Source organism: Pedobacter sp. GW821-FHT01D05 (assembly GCF_059422505.1).
On record NZ_JBWKXA010000001.1, the window covers coordinates 1,566,133 to 1,578,129 of the forward strand.

10 protein-coding genes are annotated in these 11,997 nt (G+C 37.0%); 5 read left to right on the top strand and 5 right to left on the bottom strand.

What is annotated here, in order from left to right; all coding sequences use genetic code 11:
• Positions 1-92: 92 nt before the first annotated feature.
• Positions 93-1,028 (top strand): tRNA epoxyqueuosine(34) reductase QueG, encoded by a 936-nt coding sequence (gene queG, locus AC07VK_RS06365; RefSeq protein WP_492959845.1) that lies wholly within the window; start codon positions 93-95, stop codon positions 1,026-1,028.
• Positions 1,029-1,874, top strand: coding sequence for a hypothetical protein (locus AC07VK_RS06370; RefSeq protein WP_492952211.1), 846 nt, complete (start codon positions 1,029-1,031; stop codon positions 1,872-1,874).
• On the opposite strand, the gene AC07VK_RS06375 is transcribed toward AC07VK_RS06370, so the two are convergent.
• Together AC07VK_RS06375 and AC07VK_RS06380 are read right to left on the bottom strand one after the other, a co-directional pair.
• Positions 1,871-3,730: a M1 family metallopeptidase gene (locus tag AC07VK_RS06375; protein WP_492959127.1), complete on the bottom strand. Its 1,860-nt coding sequence runs from the start codon at positions 3,728-3,730 to the stop codon at positions 1,871-1,873. The genes AC07VK_RS06370 and AC07VK_RS06375 overlap by 4 nt on opposite strands.
• Positions 3,731-3,838: 108 nt before the next feature.
• The gene (locus AC07VK_RS06380) at positions 3,839-4,792 is read right to left on the bottom strand and encodes an exonuclease domain-containing protein (protein ID WP_492959129.1); all 954 of its coding nucleotides are present in this window, start codon (positions 4,790-4,792) and stop codon (positions 3,839-3,841) included.
• A 183-nt stretch (positions 4,793-4,975) separates the two neighbouring features.
• On the opposite strand from AC07VK_RS06380, the gene AC07VK_RS06385 reads away from it, so the two are divergent.
• Both AC07VK_RS06385 and AC07VK_RS06390 read left to right on the top strand, forming a co-directional pair.
• Complete coding sequence (locus AC07VK_RS06385; protein ID WP_492959131.1) at positions 4,976-6,949, top strand: transglutaminase family protein; 1,974 nt, start codon at positions 4,976-4,978, stop codon at positions 6,947-6,949.
• Positions 6,950-8,857, top strand: a complete 1,908-nt coding sequence (locus AC07VK_RS06390) for a DUF3857 domain-containing transglutaminase family protein (RefSeq protein WP_492959133.1) — start codon at positions 6,950-6,952, stop codon at positions 8,855-8,857.
• Here the strand turns inward: AC07VK_RS06390 and AC07VK_RS06395 are convergent.
• Together AC07VK_RS06395 and AC07VK_RS06400 are read right to left on the bottom strand one after the other, a co-directional pair.
• Positions 8,841-8,963, bottom strand: coding sequence for a hypothetical protein (locus AC07VK_RS06395; protein WP_255512125.1), 123 nt, complete (start codon positions 8,961-8,963; stop codon positions 8,841-8,843). The genes AC07VK_RS06390 and AC07VK_RS06395 overlap by 17 nt on opposite strands.
• A 37-nt stretch (positions 8,964-9,000) precedes the next feature.
• Positions 9,001-10,449: an SDR family oxidoreductase gene (locus AC07VK_RS06400; protein ID WP_492959135.1), complete on the bottom strand. Its 1,449-nt coding sequence runs from the start codon at positions 10,447-10,449 to the stop codon at positions 9,001-9,003.
• A 214-nt stretch (positions 10,450-10,663) separates the two neighbouring features.
• On the opposite strand from AC07VK_RS06400, the gene AC07VK_RS06405 reads away from it, so the two are divergent.
• Positions 10,664-11,449 (top strand): murein L,D-transpeptidase catalytic domain family protein, encoded by a 786-nt coding sequence (locus tag AC07VK_RS06405; protein WP_492959137.1) that lies wholly within the window; start codon positions 10,664-10,666, stop codon positions 11,447-11,449.
• On the opposite strand, the gene AC07VK_RS06410 is transcribed toward AC07VK_RS06405, so the two are convergent.
• On the bottom strand, positions 11,446-11,889 hold the full coding sequence (locus AC07VK_RS06410) for a hypothetical protein (protein WP_492959139.1): 444 nt from the start codon (positions 11,887-11,889) through the stop codon (positions 11,446-11,448). The genes AC07VK_RS06405 and AC07VK_RS06410 overlap by 4 nt on opposite strands.
• Positions 11,890-11,997: the final 108 nt, after the last annotated feature.

Sequence of the window (11,997 nt, forward strand, 5' to 3'; positions counted from 1 at the left end):
GGATGAACCATAATCAATTAATTTAGTTTCTGTATTGAGAACAAGTGATTAGTGAAAATGTTTTAAATCCTAAGCCTTATCTTTGCAGATCGGTGTACAACAATTCTGCAAAATATAGCCAACTCATCAAAGATGAAGCCCTGCGCTTGGGCTTTATGGCCTGTGGCATTTCAAAAGCTGAATTTCTTGAAGAAGAGGCACCAAGGTTAGAAAAATGGCTGAATCAAAACCGCCATGGCGAAATGAAATATATGGAGAATTATTTCGATAAACGCCTCGACCCAAGACTTTTAGTGGAGGATGCAAAATCGGTAATTTCCTTATCCTTAAACTATTACACAGATGAAAAACAATCAGATCCTGATGCGCCAAAAATTTCCAAGTACGCATACGGACAAGATTACCATACCGTAATAAAAGATAAACTAAAAGAATTAACTCATTTTATTGAAGAAAACATTGGTGAAGTTTCGGGAAGGGCATTTGTAGATTCTGCTCCGGTTTTAGACCGTGCCTGGGCCAAAAAATCAGGCATTGGATGGATTGGTAAAAATTCTAACTTAATCAGTAAAACCGATGGTTCTTTTTTCTTCCTTGCCGAACTGATTGTTGATCTGGAACTGGATTACGATCACCCATACCAGGCTGATTACTGTGGAAGCTGCACCCGCTGTTTAGATGCCTGCCCCACTGATGCCATTATTTCACCACAGGTGGTAGATGGAACGAAATGCATCTCTTACCTCACTATTGAACTCAAAAATGAAATCCCAAATGAGTTTAAAGACAAAATGAGCAACTGGATGTTTGGCTGCGATATCTGCCAGGATGTTTGTCCCTGGAACCGTTTCTCTAAAGCACACAATGAAGAAGCCTTTAAGCCCGGGAACGGATTGCTGGATTTGAACGCAAAAGACCTGACCGAGATTACAGACGATGTTTTTAAAAGGGTTTTTAAGGGATCGGCAGTTAAGCGTACCAAATTTACCGGACTAAAAAGAAATATCGATTTTCTTAAACCTGAATAAATGAAAAGATTATCTGCATTTCTTTTATTGACTTTTACTTTCCTTTTTGCAAGCGCGCAAGAGCTTCGACTCAAGAAAAGAAAACAGAATGCTTTAACTGGGAAAGAATTTGCATTGAGTATTAGAGATAGTAGCTTAAGCCTGATGGATCGTGAAAAAATAATATTCAAAGAGATTAAAAAAGGAAATGTTCCTGGTTTTTTACGGACACTTGTAAAAATCGAAATGGATTGGATAAGTGATCAAAAAACAAATCATATTAGTTATTATATTCTACCTGACTATTTTGCAATTGGTAATAACAACGATTTTTTTTATGTTCCGATGACGCCTATTTTAGCTCAGAAAGTTGCCCAGCTGACCAAATGTTCACTACCAACCAAACTTTTGGTCGATCAGATTTATAAAGAAGCAAAAATAAAACTGGCTCCAAAACCTATACCGCCTACCAAAGCAATGACAAGCTTACCTATTTTTATTGCGCACACAGATTCTATACTCAGTCAGCTCAAGCCATTCATGGCTAATCATCAATCAGGAGAACTTACTGCAGGAAATAAAAAAGATATTATTATTTCAAATAAGATTTATGGGGAATCAACGCCTAGGGTAGTCATTTACGGTTGGCATAAATTAGATGGAAAGGCCATTCAGCCGGTATACAACAAACACACCAACACCTGGGCTGATTACAGCCATGGCGTTAGATTAATCCAAAATAAGATTTATATCAACCATAAAAAAACATCTCTAAAAAAAGCTTTAAGAGATGCTGAATTCTGTCGTGTTTTTAGTGATGAAGGCAGGATTGATCAACCTTATTATCCTATTTTTAGATCTTATTAATTCACTGAAAAGCTATTATCACTTTTAACCTTATCTGGTGTATGTGGATTTCCCATTACTACTTTGGATAACTTTTTAGTGGTTGTGATATTGATTTTAACCTGTTTATCTCCTTTTTCCCAAATGCCGATTGTACTGTGACTCTTTTCGACAGAACCATCCCCATAAGTTAAGGTTAAATCAACTGGCATAGCTTTAACACTCTTATTCTCCACAACAACCGTGTATCCATTTGATGTTTTGTCTACAGCCTTTATAGCCATATCAGTAACACCATCATTAAAAAACCAGGCTTTCCAGAACCAGTTTAAATTTTTACCGCTTCCCTCGTTAATACTGTTAAAGAAATCGTGTGGCATGGGGTGTTTACCATTCCAGTTTTTAATATAAGTATGCAAAGCTTTGGTAAAGAGCTCATCTCCAAGGTAATCTTTAACAAACAAATAAGCCAAACCTGGTTTAGGGTACGAATTGGTAAAAGATCCTGATCCTTTTAAATCAGGAGTTAAAGTCATTATTGGGGTATCATCTTTTCCGCCAGATGACGAAGCTGTAGGCTGTACGCCGTATTCATCAACAATTGTAGAATCAATCATCGGAGAAATCAACCACTCGCCTATTGTAGCCCAACCTTCATCCATCCAACCATATTTAGTCTCATTTATGCCCATGTAAAAAGGAAACATGGTATGAAAAATTTCATGGTCGGTTAAGGTAATGGCGTCTGTGCGATTATCAACCGGGTTATCGTTCACCATCATTGGGTATTCCATTTGGTCTAAACCATCGAATATGGTTTCATGATTGTATGGAAAAGGCCATTTAGGAAAAGTGTAACTCATAGCTTCAACCGTTTTACGGGCGAAATCAATTACTTCGTAATAATCTTTATGTTTTGGATTAAAAACAGCATCTACACGGGTTCTTCTTTTTGTTTTAGGATCAACTACTAAACTGGCCGATTTCCACAGGTAATGATCACTTAAAGCAAATACAAAATCAGTAACGTTCTTAGCCTCGAATTTAAAGGTATTAAACACATTCGGCTGAGTTACTGTTTTATCGGCCAAATCTTTGTCGGTAATCACATCAATTACAGCGTCGTTCTTTTCGGCAGATAACATTCTCGAAACAATGTCTTTTTGGAAAACTTCTGAAGGATTTTTCAGATCGCCGGTAGCCCAAACGCCATATCCACCAGGAACTGTAATTGAAGCATTGAACTGGTCAAAATCGTTATAAAACTCTTCAGCTCCTGTGTAGGGGAATTTATTCCATCCGTCTACATCATCATAAACCGCAATACGCGGAAAAAAATACGCCACGAAATGAGAGCCCTCATCTACCTGACCTGTACGCACATGTGATCCTTTATTTAAAGTATAGCTATAATCGATAGAAACGCTAATCGTTTTGCCAGGAACAACTGCAGGAACATTCACTGTCATGTTGGTTCCATTAATTTTAAAATCAGTGTTTGATTTTCCGTTTACTGCCAGTTTTCCAATAGCAACCCCATCACCCAGGTCAGACTCTGCCAATTTTGACTTTCTCGGTGTTCCTTTTTTATACAGATTTGGATAGAGTTTAAACCATATTTCCTTCAGTGTATCAGGACTATTATTGGTATAAGTTACCTGAACCTGACCCTTTAACAGCCTGCTAGTTGGATTAAATTCTACATTCAGATCGTATTTTGAAGTATTTTGCCAATAATTTTTACCAGGCTTTCCGTCTGTATTTCTCGTTTCCTTTTGATAGGTTTTTTGAAATTCAGGTGCTATTGGTAAAGTAGTTTGTGCACTAACATAAACAGTAGTAAACAATAAAAGGCTAAATATTTTTATAGATTTCATTTTTTGAGTTTAGGGCAAAGCGTAATGTTATCTTTAATAACCAATCAATATTAACAATTAACAGTTAACCGATTAACCAGTTTACACAATTGAGCAATTAATCAAACCCTACTTGCCAAACTTCATTTTCAATTGCTCCAACATATCCGTGTTGATCGGTTGTGCAGGTTTTTCTTGCTTAGGCTGAGGTTTCTGTTGATATTGAGGTTTATTGGCAGGTGTATTATTTTGAGGCCGTGCTGCTCTGTTCTCATTTTTCTTCGCATTGAATTTTGCCCACTCCTCATCTAATTTCTTCTTTGTATACAAGGGGAAGTCGCCATTCTTCATCCAGGCATAATAACTAGGTTCTACAGAAAATACCTGTGCTGTTGTTTTACCTTTATGTTTACCGAAATTGAAACACACTTCATCATTATCATTATACACTAAACGACCAGCAAAATCTACAGGTTTATTAATATTGGTAAAAATATGCAATGCATCTACGTTATTTACAACGGGGATACTTTTTACACCCTGTTTGCTCTCAAACTCGGTTTCCTTGTACATTTCTAACTGGCCAAGTAAAACCTTATAAGTGGCAATAACATCTGCTTCTGCAGCGTGTGCATTAATTAAATCTTCCTGGCAATAGAACTTATAAGCCGCTTTTAGGGTACGTTGCTCCATCTGGTGGAATATATTCTGTACATCAACAAACTTGCGGTTGTTCATATCAAAATCTACTTCAGCTCTTAAAAATTCTTCTAAAAGCATCGGGATATCAAATTTATTCGAATTGTACCCAGCAAGATCACTTTCCCCAATAAATTCAGCAATTTCTGCTGCTATAGTTTTAAAGGTAGGCTCGTTAGCAATGTCTTCGTCGTAAATACCGTGTATTAACGACGTTTGCAAAGGAATTGGCATTTCGGGATTTACACGCCAGGTTTTAACCAGTTCAGAACCATCTGGCATAGCTTTTAAAATCGCTATTTCAACGATTCTGTCGGCTCCAACATTAATTCCAGTAGCTTCTAAATCAAAAAATGCTAAAGGGCGCTTTAAATTTAATTTCATTTCTTATGATGTGAGATTTGCGACATTAGATTTGAATCGGAATGTCAAATTCTTTTTTTCAAAAGTGCTAAAAAGGTTTCATTAGTTCTGTAAAACAGCTTTATTAATTTATAAATTTAATTGTCAAATTATTTCAGAATGTTAGTTTGTAGAATTAAATTGCGACAATTTATATACGCTCAAATGAATAAGACATTAGCCATACTATTCCTTGTATTTTTATCATTAACTACTCATGCTCAAAACTTTAACTTTGGCGCAATTACCTATGACGATTATGAATTCGACAGAAAAAAATTAGACAGCAATGCGAATGCTATTGTTTTAAAAGAATTTGGTACGGCATCAATTCAACGCGACGATAATACAGGTAGTTTAGAGCTGATTTTTGAGCACCATGTAAAAATCAAAATCTACAATAAAGAAGGCTTTAAGGAAGCTAATATTGTTATTCCAACCTATAAAGACGAATCCCGCGAAGAAACGATCAGTGATTTAAAAGCTTCTACCTTTAATTATGTAAACAATAACTTTGTGGAAACCGTGATGGATAGAAAGGCTGTTTTCACTGAAAACCGGTCAAAATACACCAGGCTAACCAAGTTTACGCTTCCAAACCTCAAAGAAGGTTCTGTAATTGAATATAGTTACAGGTTAAAATCGCCCAACTTGTTTAATTTCAAAACATGGGAATTTCAAGGTGATATTCCAAAGGTAATTAGCGAATATTTGGTTTACATTCCAGGCATTTACAATTACAATGTTTCCTTGCGCGGATTTCAAAAACTGACGGATCAAAAAGTAGAGTTGAGTAAAGAATGTTTAAGGCTTTCAGGCGTAGCTATCGATTGCTCAAAAATCAACTACATGATGAAAAACATTCCGGCATTTATTGAAGAAGATAATATGACCGCTCCCAGTAACTTTAAATCGGCCATTTATTTTGAGCTTTCGGATGTACAGAATTTGAATGGAGGAAAAACATCTTATACGAAAACCTGGAAAGATGTTGATTATGAACTGTCATCATATAAAACCCTGGGCGATCAGATGAAAAGGAAAGATGTTTTTAAAGACCTCATTCCAGAAATCACAAAGGGAAGTACGACTGATTTAGATAAAGCAAAAGCCGTTTATAATTATATCAAAAAGCAGATCAAGTGGAATAATTATTACGGAAAATATTCAGAAGATAATATCAAAAAGGCATTAGAAAACAGATCGGGCAATGTGGCGGATATTAACCTGAGCCTAATTGCGGCGCTTTCTGCAGCAGGTTTAGATGCAGAAGCAGTTATCCTTTCTACCCGTGACAATGGAACTGTAAACAAACTTTATCCTGTAATGAGTGATTTTAATTACCTGGTGGCTAAAGTAAACCTTGCTGATAAAAGCTATTTGTTGGATGCCACTGAACCACTTCTACCCTTCGGATTGTTACCACTGCGGTGTATTAACGACCAAGGCCGGGTAATCAATCTAAAAAAGCCATCTTACTGGATCGACTTAAAGGCCAGCCAGAAAACAACCACCAGTTATATCCTCACGGGAAAAATGACTACTGAAGGAAAAATTATTGGCACTTTAACTACCCATACTATGGGTTACGCGGCATATGGCAAACGTAAAGACATTCTCCAATACAATTCGCCAGATGAGTATGTAGAGAAGCTTGACGAACGCTTAACCAGAATTAAGATACTGGACCATCAAATTTCGAACCTGGATAGTGTAGAAAATTCTTTAATAGAAAAATACGAGGTAGAGTTTACCATAAACGATGGCACCAATAAAGATCAATTTTATTTTAGTCCATTTTTCATTAATACCATTTCGAAAAATCCGTTTAATTTAAACGAACGTACCTACCCGGTTGATTTGGGTGCGGCGTCTGACGAGCGCATCATCATCAATGTGCTTTTACCGGAAAAATACCAATTGATAGAAAAACCAAAAGATATGGCAATTGCTTTACCCAATGCCGGTGGAAAGTATTTATTGCAGACGGGTTTAGATGAAAACACCATTTCGATGAGTCAGATTTTACAGTTTAACAATGCTATTTATCAGCCAGAAGAATATCTTTTCTTAAAGGAATTCTACAGCAAGATCATCCAAAACCAGAAAACAGAATTTTTATTAAAAAAGGCAAATTAAATGAGACTTTTATTCACCGTATTTTCCTTTCTTTTAGTTTCTGTTGCTGGCTTTGCGCAAGATAACTATGATGTTGATTTAATTCCCGCTAACCTGCGCACCCGCGCCAATGCCTGTATCAGGAATGAAGAAACAACCATTGATATGCGCTCGCCTGATAACGTAATGCTCAACGTAAAAAAAGCCATTACGGTATTTAACCAAAATGGAGAGGACGAAGCGCGTTTGGTGCTCTATTACGATAAAAACATTTCAATTAAAGGGATAAAGGGAGAAGTTTACAACAGTCTCGGCAAACTCACCAACAAGTTTTCTCAGAACGATTTTGCTGATATGAGTGCGGCCGATGGATTTTCCTTATTTGTTGATAGCCGCGTAAAACATTACCTGCCATCGGTAAACGAGTATCCTTATACCGTGGTTTACAATTATGAAATTAGAAATAAGCAAAATCTGATTATACCCGATTGGAGTCCGAAACCAGCAGATGATGTTTCGGTAGAGAAAAGTACTTATACTTTTATTTGTAAGCCAGCAGATCAGGTGAGAATAAAAACCCAGAATTATAGCGGTACACCAGAAGTACTAACTGATGAGAAGCAGAAAAAAACAATCTGGAAGGCAAATAATATCCTGGCGGTTAAAACTGAACCCTATAGCCCGGCACACGAAACTTATGCAACCAACATCCAGATTGCCCCGCAAGCGTTTTATTATTACAACCATAAAGGCAGTTATACCAACTGGAAAGAACTCGGCAAATGGATTTATGACGATCTTTTAGCAGCACGCAAAGCCCTGCCCCCTGCCACCATTGAAATGGTAAAAGATCTTGTAAAAAACGAAAAAACGGACAAAGATAAGGCACGTAAAATTTATCAGTATTTACAAGACAAAACAAGGTACATCAGCGTACAAATTGGTATTGGTGGTTTTCAGCCAATTGCAGCCAGCGAAGTAGACCGGTTGGGTTATGGTGATTGTAAAGCTTTAGTAAACTATATGCAAAGCCTGCTCAGTGCAGCAAATATAGATTCTTATTACTGCGTAGTATCGGCTGGTTCTGAAAAGAAAAGTATGAACCCTAAATACGCCAGTATGGTACAGGGCAATCATGTTATTTTATGTATGCCATTAAAAGGTGATACCACCTGGTTAGAATGCACCAGCCAAAAAATACCCTTTGGCTTTTTAAGCGATTTTACGGATGATAGATTAGTACTGGCCTGTACTACCGAAGGAGGAAAACTATTGCATACACCAAAACTAACAACTGCTGAGAACTTACAGATACGTAAGGCCGACTTAACGCTTCAGTTAGACGGCAGCGTATCTGGGAAGATGAATACTGTTTACGCCGGCTCACAATACGAAAATCAGGAATCATTGATCGGTAAATCAATAACCGAACAGCATAAACTATTAAAGGAAGCTTACAATATTGACAATATTGATTTCGAGGCAGTTTCCTTTGCGCAGAAAAAAGATATATCTCCGAAATTAACAGAAGAAGTAAGCATTAACATCAGAAATTACGCTCCTGTTAATGGAAATAAAATGTTTTTACAGCTCAATGCCTTTAATCTGAGGAGGTCAATTCCTGAGATAAAGAATAGAACACATCCTGTCTACATAAACCGCGGATATACAGATGAAGATACCATTATTTATACCTTGCCAGATAATGTAATTACGGAACTCATTGCTGGACAAGACAAAGCTTTTAAAAGCCCTTTCGGGGAATATGTATGTAAGGCAAGCTTAGCAGGTAACAAACTAACCTATTATCGGAAATTTATACTAAATGATGGTACATTTCCTGCAGCGCAGTATAATGAGTTTTCGAAATTCATTAATGATATAAATTCTGCAGATTATTTAAAATTAGCACTTAGCTTAAAAAAATAATCCCGAGGCCAATACCGATAATCATGATCAGGTACATCAAAATTTCTGTTGAAGCAAATCTTTTGTACTTGGTCCAGAAAGAATAATCATTTTCTTCGTTTGGCATTTTATATTCGTTGTGTGGCAAAAATAGGCAAATAGATTTAATTATCAGGCTTGTAAGTAGTAATCTCTTTGGCCATCCCCTTAAAGAGTATAATATGAAAGGGCCACATGGCATACCAATATACCCTGCCCCACAAACCTTTAGGCCTAAAGGTAGCTATTTGCGATAAAAATGCTTTTCCATGAAATTCTACCAGTTTTAGTTCAAGCCATGCTTCACCAGGCACTTTCATTTCAGCATAAAGCAATAATCGTTTACTCTTTTTATCAGCAAGCAAAACACGCCAGAAATCGAGTACATCTCCTGCCTGTAAATCGGTATTACTGGTTCTTCCTCTTCTGGTGCCTACCCCACCAAACATTTTATCCAAAAAGCCACGTAAATGCCAAAGCCAATCCATAAAATACCAGCCTCTATTGCCGCCAATGCTCCAAATGTTTTCAAAAACTTCTTCGGCTTTACGTTCGAATGGCATTTTCACTTTATATTCTAAGGTTCCATTTTGTGGTACCTTAATCTGATCCATAAAATTAGAATTTAAATAGCCACGATTCAGGGCATCCTTCCAGCTCGAAACAATAGAATTCTGATCAATCTTTTCAAACGCTAAGTGTAAAGCTTCGGCATAGTTTAAACATTTTAGCGGTACAACTTCTTGGATACGGTTATCTTTACATATTACCTCATTCTTCATACTGTCTACCAAACTACGGGCTAATGAATAAGGTACCGGAGTAATCATATTTAGCCACAAAGAAGATAATCTTGGTGTTAAAACAGGAACGGTGATGATCCAGCGTTTTAATCCACGTTCTTTGGCATAGCCTAAAAGCATTTCCCGATAAGTTAGAATATCTGGTCCACCAATATCAAAAGTGTTATTATAAGCCTTATCATTACGCAGAACACCAATCAGATAAGCCAAAACGTCACGTATACCAATTGGCTGGCAGCGGGTTTCCACCCATTTGGGCGTAATCATGAAAGGAATTTTCTCAGTTAAATCCCTAATAATTTCAAATGAGGCACTACCAGAGCCAATAATAATTGCCGCTCTTAAAATGGTACAGGCTTTTCCTGATGATTTAAGTTCTGCTTCTACCGCTAACCTCGATCCTAGATGTTCTGAGAGGTGTTCATCATTTGCAATCCCAGTTAAATAAATAATCTGTTTACAATTGGTATTTCGTATGGCTGTTGAAAAATTTTCAGACGAAATTTTCTCCATATCAGAAAAGCCGGTTTGGCTCGAAGACATGGAATGGACCAGGTAGTATGCGGCATCAATATCCGTTGGAATTTCTTTTAAGCTTTCTGCATCTAGTAAATCGCCCGTAATAACCTTAACCTGATCACTTAAATCAGACACTGAAATAAACCTACGCTTATCCCTTACCATACAAACGATTTCGTGCTTTTCTTCTAACAACAGCGGAAGTAGCCTGGTGCCTATGTAACCGTTTGCTCCCGTTAATAAAATCTTCATGTGTACAGTTTTAATACATAACACCAAATAAAAAAGATTGTTGGTATTATTAATTTTCAGAAAATCAAATCCACATTCCCAAAAGCTATATAACCACGTTTTAAGTCACAACAATGTAAAACCAATTGTATTTAGAACACTACAAAATTGTTTTGGGCAACATTTGGACACAACAACCGTATAAATAGCTCAATATCAAACTAAACCATACTGAATGAAGAAATACATCCTGGACATTGCTACGGTTTTTTTAGTGGGCATGAGCATTGTCGGAACAAGTTGGAAAGCCGTGGAGCATCCAGAAACGCAAAAAGAAGCAGTAAAGTCTATTGCTTCAGATAGCCTATACAATCAATATATCTCGAATATTTATCATCAGGTCCATTTAGATTCTGCTGGATTAAGTGAACAGGTTTTTGAAAAAGCCTTAACCGGTTTTTATAACTTAAAATATTCTGGCCTATTACATAACAGATCTATTTTAACCATTGCAGATTTTGATCAGGAAAGCCGTAAAAAACGTTTATACATTATCGATCTTGCAAGCAAAAAACTGTTGTTAAATACTTGGGTAGCCCATGGGCAAAACAGTGGTGGCGATAAACCAGCCTACTTTTCAAACAACATCAATTCGAACCAGAGCAGTTTAGGTTTTTATTTAACTGGCGAAGTCTACTACGGAAAACATGGCCGTTCGCTTAAACTGGATGGCATGGATCAAGGTTTTAACAGCAATGCAAGAGAAAGGTCTATTGTGGTTCATGGCGCCAGTTATGTAAGTCAAAAAAGCATCAATCAATTGGGTAGACTGGGCAGAAGCCAAGGTTGCCCAGCTGTTCCGGCTAAATTGGCCGATCAGGTGATCAACACCATTTCTGACCGAACGGTACTGTTTATCAATAATTCAGAACAACAATACAATTCATCATTTTTAAATGAAACATTGGCTGCAAGTGTTGTATTAAATCAGGAACAGATTTTAGCAGCCCAAACGGATTAATATTGTTTAATATTTTTGGCGTTCAGGTTTTTTGGTAAAATCCAGATAAAGATCGATTTGCTGCTGGCCAGTAAGTCCCAAACCCAACGGTTACTGTCTACCTCCTTTTCACCGCAGTCTACAACTTCGGCACGTTTGAGCAGTTTTTTAACCAAAGCCTGAATCCATTTTATCTTTACTATGCGGTTAAAAGACAATCCCAGGTAGTCGCAATACACATGCACCAGTACCTCTACAATAAGCGAAGCGTTAGAAATAGCCAGTGCTTTACCGAAATGCTGTTCATAATCGGCTTTAATTGTATTTATCAAAAGCTCAAACCTTGCATCTGCTTTTCCATCAAGATAAGCCCAGAGTTGAGCATTACTATACACGCGGATTAATTGCGGTTCGAGCCCCACTTTAATTTTATTTCCTGCCAGTTCATAAATTTTATCCATTCATTAAAAATTCAATTGTAGCTGTTAGATAGCGATATTACCAAATTGTTAATCAATTCGATATAAAAAATCCTGACACAAATGATGGACAAAGTTATCTGATAATTG